This window comes from Gracilibacillus xinjiangensis (genome assembly GCF_042651765.1).
Taxonomy (GTDB): domain Bacteria; phylum Bacillota; class Bacilli; order Bacillales; family Amphibacillaceae; genus Gracilibacillus; species Gracilibacillus xinjiangensis.
This window is the reverse complement of sequence record NZ_JBHSDT010000008.1, coordinates 996,429-1,012,410: the sequence shown is the minus strand read 5'-3', so window position 1 is coordinate 1,012,410 and position 15,982 is coordinate 996,429. Positions and strand designations below refer to the sequence as shown.

Here is a 15,982-nt window from a genome sequence, read left to right as displayed (position 1 = left end):
CTCTTTGCGATTTTGCAAAGAGGTTTTTTTATAGAGAAATTGAAGAGGGGACGAGAAAATATGGTAAATAAAAATAATATCGTTTTGGATGTAAGAGAAGTACCGAAATTATCTAAATGGTTTTTATTTAGTATTCAGCATTTGTTTGCGATGTTCGGATCAACAATATTAGTACCATTTCTAACAGATTTGTCACAGGCAGTAGCTTTAATATCAAGTGGTGTAGGAACCCTTGCTTATATATTGATAACAAAAGGTAGAATACCTGCATATTTAGGATCAAGTTTTGCTTTTATTACACCGATCACTAGTGCAATGGCTATTAGTGGAACAGGTGGTGTAATGATCGGAAGCTTCTTGGCAGGGATTGTTTACGGTATCTTGTCACTTTTAATCAAAGCCTTTGGAACCAAATGGTTGATGAAAGTGTTGCCGCCAGTAGTCGTTGGACCAGTTATCATCGTAATTGGACTTGGTTTGGCACCAACAGCTATCGATATGGCAATGAACGTTAATGGAGAATACAGTGGGGTTCATTTTAGTGCAGCAATGGTGACATTATTAATTACAGTAGTGGGGTCATTAATGTTCAGAGGGTTTTTAGGTCTTATCCCAATATTAATTGGCATTATTGGCGGATATCTATACTCAATGATTATTACAGCAGTAACAGGAGTAGAGGTGCTTAAGACGAGTGGGGTAACAGCAGCGTGGCAGCGAATTGTTGAAAGTAATTCATTAGCGGAAGCAATTGGTGCAATTTTCGTCATGCCAGATTTCGTCATTCCATTCGTAACCTACAACCCTGCTGAGATTTTTAATTGGAGCATTGTCATGTTAATGGTTCCGGTAGCTATAGTGACAGTGGCAGAACATATAGGGGATCAAATGGTATTATCTAAGATTGCAGGCAGAAATTTTTTAGAAAGACCGGGTTTACACCGTTCTATCCTGGGTGATGGGGTAGCAACAATTATTGCATCACTTGTTGGTGGTCCTCCTAATACAACTTATGGTGAAAATATTGGAGTTCTGGCAATAACGAGAGTGTTCAGTGTGTTTGTTATAGGTGGTGCTGCTGTTTTAGCCATTTTATTTGGATTTGTCGGTATAATAACCGAAATTATCGCCTCGATCCCAACACCCGTTATGGGAGGAGTATCAATATTACTATTCGGTATTATAGCATCCAGCGGACTCAGAATGTTAATAGACAATCAGATTGATTTAGGAAATAACCGAAATCTAATTATTTCCTCAGTAATTTTAGTAATTGGTATCGGTGGAGCGTATATTGAAATTCCAATAAAAGATGCAGAAAATCTGCAAATTGCTGGAATGGCGCTATCCGCATTAATCGGTTTACTATTAAATCTTGTTTTACCAGGTAAAGATTCAGGCTATGGCAATGGACAGATGTTTGAATCACCAGAGGAAGAAAAATAAATTGATAACAACACTTTTAAGGAGGCCATACAAATGAAACATTTTGTGACAATGCAAGATCTCACAGAACAGGAAATGTATAAGTTAATAAGAAGAGCTGATCATATTAGTCTAAATGGTGCAAAACCACTTAAAGGTCAATATTTTGCTGCTAACTTATTTTTCGAACCAAGTACAAGAACGAAGATGAGTTTTGTTGTGGCCCAAAGACGCCTGGGAATAGAAGTGTTGGATTTTATGACAGAAGTTTCTAGTGTAACAAAAGGAGAAAGCATATATGATACTGCAAGAACATTTGAATCAATCGGTGCAAATGTTCTTATATTAAGACATTCAGAAGAAAATATTGCTCGGAAATTAGCAGAATCGATTCATACACCAGTAATTAATGCTGGTGATGGTACTGGAGAACATCCTACCCAATCATTGTTAGACCTTGTAACAATTTATCAGGAGTATCAGCAATTTAGAGGTTTAAAAGTCGTAATCGCAGGAGATATCAAGCATAGTCGTGTTGCAAGATCAAATGCAATTGCATTATCAACGTTAGGTTGTGAAATTTATTTAACAGGAATGGAAAATTGGCAAGATCAAACATTAGATTTTCCATATATAACAATGGATGAAGCAGTAGAAATGGCAGATGTTCTCATGTTACTAAGGATTCAGCATGAACGACACCTAGACCACCTTGCATTAGATAAAGACAGCTATTTGCAAAAATATGGGTTAACAATAGAAAGGGAAAAAAGAATGCAAAAACATGCGGTTATCTTACATCCGGCCCCGGTTAATCGCGGTGTCGAAATTGATAGCCGTCTTGTAGAATGTGATCGTTCTAGAATTTTCAAACAGATGAAAAATGGTGTAGCGGCAAGGATGGCAGTTATACAGTCATTATTAAACCAAGGGGGAAACTATTATGAAGAAGATTTTAACCAACGTCATGCGTTTATCGGATAAAGGAGAGCTTCAAGCATGCGAGATTTTAATCAATGATGGGAAAATTGAAGCAATCGGAACAAAGCTTGAACATAGAGATACGGAAATTATTGATGGGAAAAATCGACTAGTATCACCTGGGTTTGTTGATGTCCATGTTCACTTAAGAGAGCCTGGTGGGGAAGCGAAGGAAACCATTGCAACAGGTACCCATGCAGCAGCTAGAGGGGGATATACAACTGTTTGTGCGATGCCAAATACCCAACCTACACCCGACTCTGTTGAAGTTATGAAAGAAATTAATGACAAAATTAAAGAAACAGCGAGAATCCGGGTTCTTCCATATGCATCCATTACAAAAAGACTGATTGGGGAGCAACTAACAGATATGCAAGCATTAAAAGAAGAAGGCGCATTTGCTTTCACGGATGATGGTGTTGGTATCCAGTCCGCTGATATGATGTTACAAGCAATGGCACAGGCGGCATCTATTAATATGCCAATTGTCGCACACTGTGAGGATAATTCATTAATTCATGCTGGTGTAATGCATGAAGGAGCCGTAAATAAGCAGCTTGGGTTACAAGGAATTCCTTCCGTTTGTGAATCTGTTCAAATTGCTCGTGATGTATTGTTAGCAGAAGCTGCTGGTTGTCATTATCATGTTTGCCATGTAAGTACAAAGGAATCTGTCCGAGTGATTCGTGATGCGAAAAAAGCTGGTATCCATGTAACAGCAGAAGTTACACCACACCACTTGTTACTTAATGACACTGCTATCACCAAAAATGATGCAAATTTTAAAATGAATCCGCCATTGCGAGATCAGGATGATCAGCGAGCATTGGTTGAAGGATTGCTTGATGGAACAATTGATTTTATTGCAACAGATCATGCGCCACATACAGAAGAAGAGAAAGCAAATGGGATGGAGGAAGCGCCGTTTGGAATTGTAGGATTTGAGACAGCATTTTCTTTGCTACATACCCATTTTGTTGAAAAAGGGATCTTTACATTAAAACAATTAATCGATTGGATGACAGTAAAACCAGCAGATGTCTTTGGTTTGCCATTTGGCAGATTAGACATTGGTCAAAGTGCAGATCTTACATTAATTGATCTGCAGGCAAATTATAAAATAGACAAAACAACATTCCTTTCAAAAGGAAAAAATACGCCTTTCGACGAGTGGAATGTTCTAGGGAAACCTGTTGTAACAATCTATCAAGGTGAAGTTGTATTTGAGGAGGCAGCACAATGAAAAGACTACTAATCTTAGAAGACGGAACTATTTTTGAAGGACAAGCATTTGGATCAACAGAAGAGAGTATTGGAGAAGTAGTATTTACTACAGGAATGACAGGGTATCAGGAAACATTGTCTGATCCTTCCTACTGTGGTCAAATTGTTACAATGACATACCCTCTTATTGGTAATTATGGCATTAACAAAGATGACTTTGAAACAATTAATCCAGCAATCTTTGGGTTTATTGTGAAAGAATATTGTGAGACTCCTTCCAATTTTAGAAGTGATGAAAGCCTAGACTCTTTTTTAAATGCGAATAATATCCCTGGGATCGCTGGAATCGATACTAGAAAGTTAACTAAAATTCTTCGTAAGCATGGGACAATGCGTGGAATCTTAACAAAAGCAGACGAAAATCTGTCTGTTGAAGATGGCCTAGAAAAAATTAAAGAGAGAGAAGTACTCACTGATCAAGTAGCAAGGGTTTCTACGATAAGACCATATGTAGCGCCAGGAAGAGGCTATCGAATCGTATTAATAGATTTTGGAATGAAACACGGCATTTTGCGAGAATTAACGAAACGAGATTGTCATGTGACGGTTGTTCCTTATAATTACGGTGCTGAAAATATTTTACGATTAAAGCCAGACGGAATTATGTTGACAAATGGTCCGGGGAATCCGAAGAATGTACCGGAATCAATTGAAATGATTAAACAAGTTATTCCAACAATTCCAACATTCGGGATCTGTTTAGGACACCAACTATTAGCACTTGCTTGTGGAGCAGATACCGAAAGATTAAAGTTCGGTCACCGTGGATCGAATCATCCTGTCTATGATTTTGAAACAGAGCGTGCATATCTTACTTCGCAAAACCACGGGTATGCCGTAACAGAAGATTCAATTAAATCAACAGAACTGGAATTAACGCAAATTGCTTTAAATGATAAGACAGTTGAAGGGGTAAAACATTCGAAATACCCGGCATTTTCTGTACAATATCACCCAGAAGCATCACCTGGGCCTGATGATACCAATTATTTGTTTGATAAATTTATTGGAACAATTACAACATATAAAGCAACATTGAAGGAGGAAGCATAATGCCAAAAAGAACGGATATTCAAAAAATATTAGTAATTGGATCTGGTCCTATTGTCATCGGACAAGCAGCGGAATTTGACTATTCTGGAACGCAAGCATGTCAGTCATTAAAAGAAGAAGGTTATACCGTTATTTTGGCTAACTCGAACCCTGCAACGATTATGACAGACCATACTATTGCGGATACTGTTTATATGGAGCCTCTAACTGTGGAATTTTTATCAAAAATTATTCGAAAAGAGCGACCGGACGCTATCCTTCCAACGCTTGGAGGTCAAACAGGACTAAACTTGGCTGTTGCTTTAGATGAGTCAGGGATCTTAGAAGAAACAGGAACAGAATTGCTAGGTACGAAATTAGAAGCCATTCAAAAAGCGGAGGATCGTGAAAAGTTCCGTACCTTAATGAATGAAATTAACGAACCTGTACCAGAAAGCCAAATTGTTAACACTGTAGATCAAGCACTGTCATTTGCAGATGATATTGGTTATCCATTAATCGTCCGCCCTGCATATACTTTAGGCGGTACTGGTGGGGGAATGTGTTACAATGAGCAAGATTTGCGTGAGATCACACGAAATGGTCTATCATTATCTCCAGTAAACCAATGTTTAATCGAACGAAATATTGCAGGATTTAAAGAGATCGAGTATGAGGTAATGCGGGATAAAAACGATCAAGCAATTGTAGTTTGTAACATGGAAAACATTGATCCTGTTGGTATCCATACAGGTGATTCCATCGTAGTTGCGCCATCACAAACATTAAGTGATCGTGAATATCAACTTTTACGTTCTGCTTCATTAAAAATTATTCGCGCACTGAAAATAGAGGGTGGATGTAATGTTCAGCTTGCAATAGATCCTTATAGTTTTCAATATTATATTATAGAGGTAAATCCACGTGTAAGTCGTTCATCTGCATTAGCATCAAAAGCAACTGGTTATCCAATTGCCAAGATTGCAGCTAAAATCGCAATTGGTATGACTTTAGATGAAATTATGAACCCAATTACAGGTACAACATATGCACTCTATGAACCAGCGCTGGATTATGTTGTAACGAAATTCCCAAGATTCCCGTTCGATAAATTTGTTCTGGGAAATCGCCAGTTAGGTACACAAATGAAAGCAACTGGCGAAGTAATGGCAATTGGCCGTAATTTCGAAGAATCGATGTTAAAAGGAATTCGTTCATTAGATATAAGCGGGGAAGATTTCTTTCTGCCGAAACTGGTAGAGAACAGCATGGAAGAACTAACTGATAGACTAGTAAAGCCGGATGATGAAAGAATCTATGTTTTAGCGGAAGTTATCAGAAAAGGGATGACGGTAGAAGAGATTTACGAATTAACAAAGATTGACCGCTTTTTCTTAAATAAGCTTAAAAAAATTATAAATTTTGAAACAAAACTAGCGAATCATCGCAATGATATTCAAGTATTAAAAGAAGCCAAGTTACTGGGTATATCAGATACGCAAATTGCCCGTGTATGGGGTGTTGAAGTAGATTCCATCTATGAAACAAGAAAAGCAGAAGGGTTGCTTCCTGTTTATAAAATGGTAGATACATGTGCTGCTGAGTTCGAATCAGAGACGCCATATTTCTATAGTGCTTATGAAGAAGAAAATGAATCTATTGCGACTGATCGAAAAAAGGTGATAGTTATCGGGTCAGGCCCAATTCGAATCGGTCAAGGAATTGAGTTTGACTATGCAACGGTTCACTCTGTCCTTGCATTAAAAGAGGCAGGCTATGAAGCGATCATAATGAATAGTAACCCAGAAACCGTATCAACAGACTTTAGTGTGTCAGACAAACTTTACTTTGAGCCATTAACTCTAGAAGATGTAATGCATGTTGTTGAACTAGAAAAACCTGAAGGTGTTATTGTCCAGTTTGGTGGACAAACAGCGATCAATTTAGCGGAAGGATTAGAGAGAAGAGGTGTACAAATTCTTGGTACACCACTTGAAGCAATTGATTCAGCAGAAGACCGCGATAAATTTGAACAGCTGTTACAAGAACTAAACATTCCACAACCAAAAGGAAAAAGTGTTCGCCAACTAGATCAAGCAAAAGAAGCAGCAGAAACTATTGGCTATCCTGTACTTGTCCGTCCATCATATGTTATCGGCGGAAGTCAGATGGAGATTGTCTATAATGAATCTGAATTAGAAAGTTATTTAGCTAAAACAAACCATATTAAGCATAAACATCCCGTACTAATCGATAAATACTTAACAGGTATTGAAGTAGAAGTTGATGCAATAAGTGATGGGAAGACTACGATTATTCCTGGAGTAATGGAACATATTGAACGTGCTGGCGTCCACTCTGGTGACTCGATTGCTGTATACCCAACTCAACGGTTATCAACAGAAATCAAACAGAAGTGTGTTGATACAACAATCAAAATAGCAGAAAAACTAGGTGTGAAAGGGTTAATTAATATCCAATTCGTTGTTCATAAAAATGAAGTATATGTATTGGAAGTAAACCCAAGAGCAAGCAGGACGATTCCATTCTTAAGTAAGATCACTGGTGTTACAATGGCTAACATTGCTACACGTTGTATTATTGGTGAATCATTGAAAGAAATGGGTTATGAAGAAGGCTTATTACCAGAACCGGAAACAGTGTCGGTAAAAGTTCCAGTATTCTCTTTCGAAAAATTACGAAGTGTGGATACAATGCTTGGGCCAGAAATGAAATCAACAGGGGAAGCAATTGGCCGTGACCGAACATTGGAAAAAGCACTGTATAAAGGCTTAACAGCATCAGGATTGAAAGTTCCAATGGAAGGTGCTGTATTAATTACAGTAGCAGATAAAGATAAACAAGAGGCTGGAGAGATTGCCAAACGTTTCTTTGAATTAGGGTTTACCTTATACGCGACAGAAGGAACAGCAAAGTATTTACAAGGATTAAACTTGTCGGTTACTACTGTTGGGAAGATCGATACAGAAGGTGAAAATGTACTTTCTATCATTGAAAAAGGTGAAGTGCAAGTTGTCGTCAATTCACTAACTTCAGGTAAAAAACCACGTTCAGATGGTTTTAGAATTCGCCGGGAAGCAGTAGAACACGGAATTGCCTGTCTAACTAGCTTAGATACCGCAGAAGCAATTGTAAATGTTATTGATTCAACTACATTTACTGCAAGACCAGCAGTAGCAGGGAAGGCTGTGGTCCTGTGATAAAGAAACAAACATTAGAAATTCTCAGCCATATTCAGATTGCAGAGGATACATTTGAGGTTGTATTACGGTCATCATTAAGTAAAGAATTAAAACCAGGTCAATTTGTCCATATTGCGTTACCTGGTCATATGTTAAGACGACCAGTCTCAATTGCCAATGTTAACCCCGAAGCAGAGACTTTTACGATGATTTTCAAAATTTTAGGTGAAGGTACTCGTAACCTTAGTAAATATAAGCATGGTCAGTACTTGGATGTGATTTTACCATGTGGGACGCATTATCCAATTGAGGAGCTGACAATTAGTCATGCATTATTAGTTGGTGGAGGAATAGGGGTTCCTCCACTCTATTACCTTGGTAAAAAATTAAAGGAAAAAGGGGTTAATGTAACGAGTGTTTTAGGGTTTCAGTCAGCAACGCATGTATTTTATGAAGAAAAATTCCAGCAACTAGGTGATACATTTATTGCGACAAATGATGGTACCTATGGTCAGAAGGGTTTTGTCACAGAAATTATTGCAGAGTTAGATATGCCGATCGATTATTATTTCTCATGCGGACCCACACCAATGCTTCAAGCAGTGACAAACCAATTATCGAATCAAAAAGGATATATCTCTCTAGAAGAAAGAATGGGCTGCGGTGTTGGTACATGTTATGCGTGTGTTGTCCCATTAAAAGCCGACCCCGAACAAAATAAGAAAATCTGTAAAGATGGACCCGTCTTTTTAGCAAACGAGGTGAGTTTGGCATGAGTTTAACAGTGAACCTACCTGGACTCTCATTAAAAAACCCGGTAATGCCTGCCTCAGGTTGTTTTGGGTTTGGTAAAGAGTATAGTCAATTTTTTGATCTGGATGAGCTAGGTGCGATCATAGTTAAAGCTGCAACTGGTGCTGCAAGATATGGCAACCCTACTCCTAGAGTTGCAGAGACTTCTAGCGGGATGTTAAATGCAATTGGTTTACAGAATCCTGGAGTTGATAAAATTATTACAGATGAGTTACCATTCCTTCGCCAATTTGATACTCCTATTATTGCTAATGTTGCGGGAAGTACTGTAGAGGAATATGTAAAGGTTGCAAGCAAGTTAAATCAATCAAATGATATTGCTGCGATTGAATTGAATATCTCTTGTCCGAATGTAAAAGAGGGTGGCGTACAGTTTGGTACAGATTCTGACCTAGCTAAAGAAGTAACCTATAAGGTGAAAGAAGTTAGTAACTATCCTGTCTATGTAAAATTGTCCCCGAATGTAACGAATATTACGACAATGGCAAAAGCAGTTGTGGATGCAGGTGCAGATGGATTATCAATGATAAATACATTAACAGGTATGCAAATTAACTTAAAAAAACGCGCCCCAATTATTGCTAATAAAACAGGCGGATTATCAGGCCCTGCAATCAAACCAATTGCGATTCGAATGATTTATGAGGTTCGTCAAGCGCTCAGCGATGTACCGATCATTGGTATGGGTGGAATAATGACAGCAGAGGATGTAGTAGAATTTTTATTAGCTGGGGCTAATGCTGTTGCTATTGGGACAGCCAACTTTCAGAACCCCTATGTATGTCCTGAAATTATTGCAGATTTACCAGGAACATTGTCGAAATATGGATTTGAATCAGTTAAAGCAGCAACGGGAAAGGGGCATGTCCATGGATAAACCATTTTTTTTAGCACTGGATTTTCGAACAGGTGAGGATGTAAAGCAGTTTATTGAACAACACAACTTCCATGGTCTACCAGTAAAAGTAGGGATGGAGCTATTTTACCGTGAAGGTATTTCAATGATTAAATGGTTAAAAGAACATAAACACCCGATTTTCCTTGACTTAAAATTGCATGATATTCCTACAACTGTTGAAAAGGCAATGTACAACCTAGCGAACTTGGGAGTAGATATAGTTAACGTCCACGCGAGTGGTGGAAGTGAAATGATTCGTGCGGCTAAAAGAGGATTGGAAGCTGGGGCTGTAGGTCAATTACCGAAATTAATTGCGGTTACTGTATTAACGTCAATGGATCAACAAGTTTTACATGAGGAGTTATATGTCAAACAACCGTTAGATGAAGCTGTAGAACGTTTAGCCCAATTAACGAAAGATAGTGGTGCAGATGGTGTTGTGTGTTCGGCCCATGAAACAGGACGGATAAAAGAAGTATGTGGAAAAGACTTCTTAACTGTTACACCCGGAATAAGATTAGTGGATAGTAATACAAATGATCAGAAGCGAGTAGCAACACCTGCATTTGCCAAGAAAAATGGTGCCGATTATTTAGTAATTGGTCGCAGTATTACCAAGGCAAATAATCCGAGTCAAAATTATCAGCGTGTAGTAGAGGAGTGGAACAATGCTTAATTCAAAAGATATAGCGAATGCATTATATGAGATCAAGGCAATCCAAATCCGTCCAGATCGTTCATTTGTATGGACTTCCGGAATCCATTCACCAATTTATTGTGATAATCGTTTAACAATGTCATATCCAGATGTGAGAAAAAAGATTGTCCAGCATTTTGCTAAGATGCTGGAAGAAATGGATGTAAAACCAGACGTCATTGCAGGTTGTGCTACTGCAGGAATTCCACATGCTGCGTGGCTTGCCGATTACTTAGAATTACCTATGGTATATGTTCGCTCTAAACCTAAAGGACATGGGAAGAAGAACCAAATCGAAGGTAAAATAGCCCCAGGTGATAAAGTAATCGTGATTGAAGATTTGATTTCAACGGGTGGTTCTTCATTAGAAAGTGCATTAGTTTTACGAGAAGCAGGTGCTGAAATCTTAAGTGTACTAGCTATATTTAGCTACGGTCTAAATAAAGCTGATGTTCAATTTAATCAGGCTGCTATACCATTCTCAACAATTACAAGCTTTGATGTATTAGCTGATGCTTTGGTTGAGAAAGGGGAAATTACAATAGATGAAAAGCAAAACTTACTAGAATGGCGTGATGATTTAGGCAATAATTAATTATCATTTCCCGGGCAACCGCAGGATTTTTAATCATTCGCTAGAAATCGACCAGAAGCTTAATTGATTGATGATGAAAAGTCAGGAAGACTAACGAAAGTAGTTGATATCCTGGCTTTTTTGTCTATATCTGTTGGTTGCAACAACATGTCTCCAGTTCTTCATATATGGATTGCAAATAATCCCTTTCTAAGTCTGATAGATCTTCCCAATTAATAACTTCTAAAATATAGGAATGAAAATTCCAAATTTCATTTTTAATCTCTTTATTACTAGCAATGGCTACATTCCTTAAAACTTCCATAATGCTGTAAATTATGGATAGATCATTTTTTCCATAATGTCTAATTTGATAGAAGCTTTTGAATAAGTAGTTTGGAAAAGTTTTGATCGTTTTTATAACTCTTAATTCATTTTTGTCATCAATAATATATTTTCCTCTATTATCAATTTTAGCTATTTCAACTAATATACTGCCAATTCGATACATTGCATTTATTGCTGTATGCGGGTCATTTATAGCTGGTGAAATAGCGCGTAAAGCAATTTCAACTAATTTTTGTATCGTAAATTCTATATCTTGAAGGTCTGTACGTTCATTTCCGATCAAGATATATTCCCTTAGTTCATCCAGATTATCCATTTTGTTCTTTGAATATAATTTCAGCAAACTTAAATTTTCCTGAACAAAGTCTCCGACTTGTATCTTCATCTTTAATACAGCGTCATTTTTTTTTGCCCATTTGACTAAATTATTCCATTCTATATCTTGTACATAGCCGGATTTTTTTCCATTAAGAAAATATGCCTCCTGTTCCATATAGTTATTCAGTTGAACCTCTTTCATTTCTTCTACGACATGAAAATTTGATCGTTTTTTGTTATTTTCGATAATTTTTATCCCGTCTTTCTCGATCCATGTGATTAAATTGTTCACTTGAATCCATCTAGCTGAATGGTGTATAAAGTAAACAAAAAAGGCTAATTCAATAATTGCAATTAGTGTCATTGCAATTGGTCCAATAAACAGATTCTCTTTCCCAACAATAATTAAGTTCAATAAAGCAAAAACAAAGCCAAAGCAATATACACCCAAGACATGTGAAGTAGTTTGGCTTCTCATGAAATCCTGCAAGGTTCTTGGTGAAAATTGAGTGCTGTATGTAGTCAATACAACCATAATGACAGAGAAACTGATTGTTGTCATCGTAAGAATTGCTGTAACTAGTGAACTGTACAGCTCAATCGCTATAGCTTTTTCTGTTAACAATATAGGTGGAATACTATCTTCGAATTGATTAACAATATTTTTATCTATTACGACAATAATTAGTACAGCAATAATTGAACAAACAATATAAACGGCTGGTAAAAACCAAAAACTATCTCTTGTATTTAACCAAATCTTATTCTTCATCTCTCTCCCCCATAATTCCATTTATTTATCTATACCCTGTCAGTTAAAAATGAAGCATTTGTTAAAAATGTAGGTATAATAAATTTACAAATTATTTACCTAATTTAATAGAATCTATATGATATAATTTACAGATCAAATAGGAATGGTGATAAAATGGGTTATTGGGTTAGTTACATAGCAGCGGTAATATTAACTTCTCTGTCTTATTATATTGGTAGTAGAATATTGGGGATGAAACTTCACATAATCCAGGCGCTTATTATTGGGATTTCGGTTGTTTCATTAGGAGCATTAACTGAATTTTTTGGTGCACCGATTTGGTTAATTGTATTCATACCATTCCCTGTCGGGATGCTATTATTATATCTATTCTTAAAGACTTCTTTTTTGAAATGGTTAGGAACCTATATGTTTATTTTATTTTTGTATACCATTCTACATATAGTTGTTAGTTATTTCTTACAATTTCATTCACTTATACCAGCATGGCAATTATCATAGTGAGAAAGAGAACCCTAATTGGGTTCTCTTTTTAATTTCGTCATGTAGTTTTCATCAGGTGTCACGTAGATAGTTTTTTGATTATCATAAGTAACAAACCCTGGTTTCGCACCATTAGGTTTTTTTACATGGCGAATGAGTGTATAGTCAACAGGTACAGATGACGAGTTTTTGGATTTACTAAAATTCGCCGCAAGTTGGGCCGCTTCTAATAATGTTTCTTCAGTCGGATTAGTTGATCGGATGACAACATGTGATCCAGGAATATCTTTTGTATGAAGCCATACCTCATCTTTTCTTGCTAACCGGCTTGTCAAAAATTCATTTTGTTTGTTATTTCTACCTACAAGAATTGCAGTGCCGTCCGTAGCATAAAATGTATCAGGCTCAGGTTTTGAAATCTTTTTCTTTTGCTTTCCTTTACCAGCCTTTTTCTTTAAATAACCTTGCTCCTGTAACTCTTCACGAATTTCTTCAATATCTTGTTCTCTAGCTGCTTCAATTTGATCAATAATCTCTTCCAAATAATTTATTTCTTCCTTTGCCTTCTTTTTCTCTTCCACGACCATTTGTTTCGATTTTTTTAATTTATGATACTTTTTAAAGAAGACTTGAGCATTATCGCTGGGAGATTTATTTTCATTTAATTTGATTGTCCTGGTTTTTTGCTCGGGATCATAATAATCGATAACTTCCACTTGCTTATCACCTTGTTTTACCAGATGCATATGTGCGGTTAACAATTCACCATCACGTTGATATTTATCTGCATTTTTTGCTTCCTCTAGTGTTTGATCAAGCTTTATCAGTTTACGCTGATTTTTCTTTACCTCATTTGTTAGGAAACGCAGCAAATCACCAGCTTTCTGTTTTACCCTGTCACGCTCAGCCTTGCCTGAATAAAAGGTATCAAGCATTTCACTTATTGTATTAAATTCTTGTTTATTACCAGCAACAGTCTGGAGTGGTAAGACATAAAATAAATTTTTCTTCGCTAGTATGATCTGTGGTTCAAACTGGTTCTCCTTAATTTTATTTTGTATTGTTTCAAAGGCTTCTTTATATGCGTTTGTTTTGCCCAAATCAGCCATATGAATAATTTCCTTCGCGAGTAATGGTGAAAAGCCCATAAATGTTTTTACAATTTGTTGATCTAACTTTCCACTATTAAAGTCGAGCTTTTTAATAAAGGTATCTCCATCGATTGTTAATGGATTTATTTTATCCTGACTAGGAGGGGAGATATAGGTGCTGCCAGGCAGGATGGATCGGTGCCTGTTTTGGGCATGAGAAACATGCTTTATGCTATCCAGAATGACCTGTCTCTCATCATCAATTAGGATGATGTTGCTATGCTTTCCCATTAATTCAACTACTAACGTTTTTAAGCTGGTATCCCCAATTTCATTTTTTGTATGGAAACGTATATGAAGAATTCGCTCATTTTCCATTTGGCTAACAGATTCAATAAAACTTCCACTTAAATATTTTCTTAACATCATACAGAACATTGTCGGTTCAGTTGGATTTTCATACCGGTCATTTGATAAGTGAAGCCGTGCATAACTTGAATGTGCGGAAATTAGCAGTTGTTTATTCTTTCCAAAATGCCTTACCGTAAATAAAAGCTCCGTATCTGTTGGTTGATATATTTTCAGTACCCTTCCTGAAGAAAGGTTTTTGTTTAATTCATGTGCAATTGCTCTTGTTACAATACCATCAAAAACCATCTTTATCACCTCATCTCAACATTATAACATGGAATACTAATTTTTCAGGGAATTTTGTTAGCTTGTGATTAATTGCTCCTATTTGATATACTATAACAATGACATAGTAGTTTTCTGGTTTTTAAGCCAATTGCTTTATTCGCTTTTTCATAATGTTTATCAATAAAATGACAAGCTAATACTAGAAATGTAAATGGATGTGATCACATGAAGAGTATGACAGGTTACGGTAAGGCTGAATACAAATCGGATGACCTATTTATTTCTGTGCAAATGCGCACAGTAAATCATCGTTTTCTTGATATAACAACTCAAATGCCTTCCTATTTGCTTCCACAAGAAGATTTAGTGAAGAAGATAGTAAAACAATATTTATTACGCGGAAGAGTAGAACTATCCATTCATATAGATAGTAAAGTATTAGAGCAAAAAAAGTTGCAAACCAATTGGAGTATTGTTGAGCAATATGTTACAAATTTACAAAACATTAAAAATAAATATAACCTGCCCGGCAAAATTACAATTGATATGATAGCACAGTATCCGAATATTATGGAAACAATCGAAGAAGCGAGCGAAACCTCCGGTATTGAACATATACTTATGGAAAAAGTTACCGAAGCCATTAAACAAGTTGTGAAAATGCGGGAACAGGAGGGTATATATCTTAAAACAGATTTAGAAGACAATCTTCAAAAAATAGAAAATATATTAAAATGGTTGGGTGAACGAAGAAATATTGTTATAATAGAGTATCAGGATAGAATTAAAGCACGTATCGGGGAATATCTCCAAGATGCTTCCATATTTGATCAAGCGAAGTTACATCAAGATATTGCGATTTTAGCGGAAAAAGGAGATATTACTGAAGAATTAACGAGGTTACATAGTCATATTGCACAATTTCGGTCAATAATTCTGGAAACTGAAGCAATTGGGCGAAAGTTAGACTTCGTAGTACAAGAAATGCATCGAGAGTGTAATACAATTGGGTCGAAGTCGAATGATGCTGAAATTAGTGCACAGGTTATACCATTGAAGGGTTATGTCGAAAAACTGAAAGAACAAGTTCAAAACATAGAATAGAAGCCTTACATACCAATTGTTCTTTTTCAATCTTTAAGGGGGAACTCAAGATGAGTTTAAAGTTAATTAATATTGGATTTGGTAATGTAGTTTCAGCCAATCGAATTATATCGATTGTATCACCGGAATCTGCACCAATAAAAAGGATTATAACAGTAGCTAGAGATAATAATAAATTAGTTGATGCAACATATGGGAGAAGAACACGTGCAGTTATAATAACGGACAGTGATCATGTTGTTCTATCAGCTGTTCAACCCGAAACGGTTGGACAACGTGTGATTAGCCATGATGAAATTAGTGAAGAATAAGTAGGA

Annotated in this window: 14 protein-coding genes; 12 read left to right on the top strand and 2 right to left on the bottom strand. The window is 36.5% G+C overall.

The genetic code is table 11. The features are described 5' to 3' along the window. Positions 1 to 60: 60 nt before the first annotated feature. Genes ACFOY7_RS16380 through pyrE form a run of 9 tightly spaced genes read left to right on the top strand, consistent with a single transcriptional unit; the run spans position 61 to position 10,928 of the window. Positions 61 to 1,446 (top strand): solute carrier family 23 protein, encoded by a 1,386-nt coding sequence (locus tag ACFOY7_RS16380; RefSeq protein ID WP_390253500.1) that lies wholly within the window; start codon positions 61 to 63, stop codon positions 1,444 to 1,446. A gap of 33 nt (positions 1,447 to 1,479) precedes the next feature. Then, a complete protein-coding gene (locus ACFOY7_RS16375; protein ID WP_390253498.1) occupies positions 1,480 to 2,409 on the top strand; it encodes an aspartate carbamoyltransferase catalytic subunit in 930 nt (309 codons plus the stop codon). Continuing rightward, on the top strand, positions 2,369 to 3,649 hold the full coding sequence (locus ACFOY7_RS16370; protein WP_390253496.1) for a dihydroorotase: 1,281 nt from the start codon (positions 2,369 to 2,371) through the stop codon (positions 3,647 to 3,649). Before ACFOY7_RS16375 ends, ACFOY7_RS16370 begins: the two co-directional genes overlap by 41 nt. Beyond that, positions 3,646 to 4,743, top strand: a complete 1,098-nt coding sequence (locus ACFOY7_RS16365) for a carbamoyl phosphate synthase small subunit (RefSeq protein ID WP_390253494.1) — start codon at positions 3,646 to 3,648, stop codon at positions 4,741 to 4,743. The genes ACFOY7_RS16370 and ACFOY7_RS16365 overlap by 4 nt, the downstream gene beginning before the upstream one ends. Continuing rightward, positions 4,743 to 7,943 carry a carbamoyl-phosphate synthase large subunit gene (gene carB, locus ACFOY7_RS16360; protein ID WP_390253492.1) on the top strand — a complete coding sequence of 1,067 codons (3,201 nt, stop codon included), beginning with the start codon at positions 4,743 to 4,745 and terminating at the stop codon, positions 7,941 to 7,943. The genes ACFOY7_RS16365 and carB overlap by 1 nt, the downstream gene beginning before the upstream one ends. Beyond that, entirely contained in the window at positions 7,940 to 8,701 is a 762-nt protein-coding gene (locus ACFOY7_RS16355) for a dihydroorotate dehydrogenase electron transfer subunit (RefSeq protein ID WP_390253490.1), read from the top strand. Before carB ends, ACFOY7_RS16355 begins: the two co-directional genes overlap by 4 nt. Continuing rightward, on the top strand, positions 8,698 to 9,615 hold the full coding sequence (locus ACFOY7_RS16350) for a dihydroorotate dehydrogenase (protein WP_390253488.1): 918 nt from the start codon (positions 8,698 to 8,700) through the stop codon (positions 9,613 to 9,615). The genes ACFOY7_RS16355 and ACFOY7_RS16350 overlap by 4 nt, the downstream gene beginning before the upstream one ends. After that, on the top strand, positions 9,608 to 10,312 hold the full coding sequence (gene pyrF, locus ACFOY7_RS16345) for an orotidine-5'-phosphate decarboxylase (RefSeq protein ID WP_390253486.1): 705 nt from the start codon (positions 9,608 to 9,610) through the stop codon (positions 10,310 to 10,312). The genes ACFOY7_RS16350 and pyrF overlap by 8 nt, the downstream gene beginning before the upstream one ends. Beyond that, positions 10,305 to 10,928 carry an orotate phosphoribosyltransferase gene (gene pyrE / locus ACFOY7_RS16340; RefSeq protein WP_390253484.1) on the top strand — a complete coding sequence of 208 codons (624 nt, stop codon included), beginning with the start codon at positions 10,305 to 10,307 and terminating at the stop codon, positions 10,926 to 10,928. Before pyrF ends, pyrE begins: the two co-directional genes overlap by 8 nt. 124 nt (positions 10,929 to 11,052) lie before the next feature. On the opposite strand, the gene ACFOY7_RS16335 is transcribed toward pyrE, so the two are convergent. Beyond that, positions 11,053 to 12,345 carry a DUF2254 domain-containing protein gene (locus tag ACFOY7_RS16335; RefSeq protein WP_390253482.1) on the bottom strand — a complete coding sequence of 431 codons (1,293 nt, stop codon included), beginning with the start codon at positions 12,343 to 12,345 and terminating at the stop codon, positions 11,053 to 11,055. Between the two features lie 234 nt (positions 12,346 to 12,579). Here ACFOY7_RS16335 and ACFOY7_RS16330 point away from each other — a divergent pair, with 234 nt between their 5' ends. Further along, positions 12,580 to 12,849 (top strand): hypothetical protein, encoded by a 270-nt coding sequence (locus ACFOY7_RS16330; protein WP_390253480.1) that lies wholly within the window; start codon positions 12,580 to 12,582, stop codon positions 12,847 to 12,849. Positions 12,850 to 12,863: 14 nt separating this feature from the next. Here the strand turns inward: ACFOY7_RS16330 and ACFOY7_RS16325 are convergent, their stop codons facing one another. Next, positions 12,864 to 14,579 carry an Rqc2 family fibronectin-binding protein gene (locus ACFOY7_RS16325; RefSeq protein ID WP_390253478.1) on the bottom strand — a complete coding sequence of 572 codons (1,716 nt, stop codon included), beginning with the start codon at positions 14,577 to 14,579 and terminating at the stop codon, positions 12,864 to 12,866. Between the two features lie 207 nt (positions 14,580 to 14,786). On the opposite strand from ACFOY7_RS16325, the gene ACFOY7_RS16320 reads away from it, so the two are divergent. Next, complete coding sequence (locus tag ACFOY7_RS16320) at positions 14,787 to 15,665, top strand: YicC/YloC family endoribonuclease (RefSeq protein ID WP_390253476.1); 879 nt, start codon at positions 14,787 to 14,789, stop codon at positions 15,663 to 15,665. A 50-nt stretch (positions 15,666 to 15,715) separates the two neighbouring features. Next, the gene (remA, locus tag ACFOY7_RS16315; protein ID WP_390253474.1) at positions 15,716 to 15,976 is read left to right on the top strand and encodes an extracellular matrix/biofilm regulator RemA; all 261 of its coding nucleotides are present in this window, start codon (positions 15,716 to 15,718) and stop codon (positions 15,974 to 15,976) included. Positions 15,977 to 15,982 lie beyond the last annotated feature (6 nt).

Bases quoted from the DNA above. Each gene is read 5' to 3' on its own strand.
- ACFOY7_RS16380 (WP_390253500.1), top strand. From the start codon at position 61: ATGGTAAATAAAAATAATATCGTTTTGGATGTAAGAGAAGTACCGAAA.
- ACFOY7_RS16375 (WP_390253498.1), top strand. From the start codon at position 1,480: ATGAAACATTTTGTGACAATGCAAGATCTCACAGAACAGGAAATGTAT.
- ACFOY7_RS16370 (WP_390253496.1), top strand. From the start codon at position 2,369: ATGAAGAAGATTTTAACCAACGTCATGCGTTTATCGGATAAAGGAGAG.
- ACFOY7_RS16365 (WP_390253494.1), top strand. From the start codon at position 3,646: ATGAAAAGACTACTAATCTTAGAAGACGGAACTATTTTTGAAGGACAA.
- carB (WP_390253492.1), top strand. From the start codon at position 4,743: ATGCCAAAAAGAACGGATATTCAAAAAATATTAGTAATTGGATCTGGT.
- ACFOY7_RS16350 (WP_390253488.1), top strand. From the start codon at position 8,698: ATGAGTTTAACAGTGAACCTACCTGGACTCTCATTAAAAAACCCGGTA.
- pyrF (WP_390253486.1), top strand. From the start codon at position 9,608: ATGGATAAACCATTTTTTTTAGCACTGGATTTTCGAACAGGTGAGGAT.
- pyrE (WP_390253484.1), top strand. From the start codon at position 10,305: ATGCTTAATTCAAAAGATATAGCGAATGCATTATATGAGATCAAGGCA.
- ACFOY7_RS16335 (WP_390253482.1), bottom strand. From the start codon at position 12,345: ATGAAGAATAAGATTTGGTTAAATACAAGAGATAGTTTTTGGTTTTTA.
- ACFOY7_RS16330 (WP_390253480.1), top strand. From the start codon at position 12,580: ATGAAACTTCACATAATCCAGGCGCTTATTATTGGGATTTCGGTTGTT.
- ACFOY7_RS16325 (WP_390253478.1), bottom strand. From the start codon at position 14,579: ATGGTTTTTGATGGTATTGTAACAAGAGCAATTGCACATGAATTAAAC.
- ACFOY7_RS16320 (WP_390253476.1), top strand. From the start codon at position 14,787: ATGAAGAGTATGACAGGTTACGGTAAGGCTGAATACAAATCGGATGAC.
- remA (WP_390253474.1), top strand. From the start codon at position 15,716: ATGAGTTTAAAGTTAATTAATATTGGATTTGGTAATGTAGTTTCAGCC.